Raw genomic sequence first — 551 nt, forward strand, 5'->3', positions numbered from 1 at the left:
ATGCTGTTGCGGGCGGCTGCTACCTCAGAAACCCTGCCGCCCCAGAAGCCGAGTGAGCCCGTGATTCCCTGGATCCAGATCGATACCGCGACAATGCCGGGCGGCGGCGGCGAAATCCGCCTCAAGCAGCGCGGTGCGGAATTCTCGATCATGCTGGGCGCGATCGAGCTGATGAACAGCCGCCTCAGCGGYTCGGAGGAGGCRCTGGCAACGCTGGTCGCGGCGCGTCTTGCCGGCCGGCCGGAGCCCCGCATCCTGATCGGCGGGCTCGGCATGGGCTTTACCCTGCGCGCGGCATCAGGCGAGCGCGATGGCAGCCGCCTCCCGGGCAACGGGTATTCGCTGGAGTCCGGCCTGAACCTGGCGAATCCGCCGAGCGGGAATTGCGCAGCCGGCGCTGCTATGCTGTTGCGGGCGGCTGCTACCTCAGAAACCCTGCCGCCCCAGAAGCCGAGTGAGCCCGTGATTCCCTGGATCCAGATCGATACCGCGACAATGCCGGGCGGCGGCGGCGAAATCCGCCTCAAGCGGCGCGGCACGGAATTCTCGAT

1 protein-coding gene is annotated in these 551 nt (G+C 67.9%); it reads left to right on the top strand.

Annotation, left to right across the window (positions count from 1 at the left end):
- Positions 1-60: 60 nt before the first annotated feature.
- Positions 61-551: hypothetical protein (locus AB4Y92_RS25395; RefSeq protein ID WP_441822134.1), on the top strand; the 491-nt coding region annotated here is incomplete at its 3' end.

The sequence above is a fragment of the Lysobacter sp. TAB13 genome (assembly GCF_052113885.1).
Lineage (GTDB): Bacteria > Pseudomonadota > Gammaproteobacteria > Xanthomonadales > Xanthomonadaceae > Lysobacter > Lysobacter gummosus.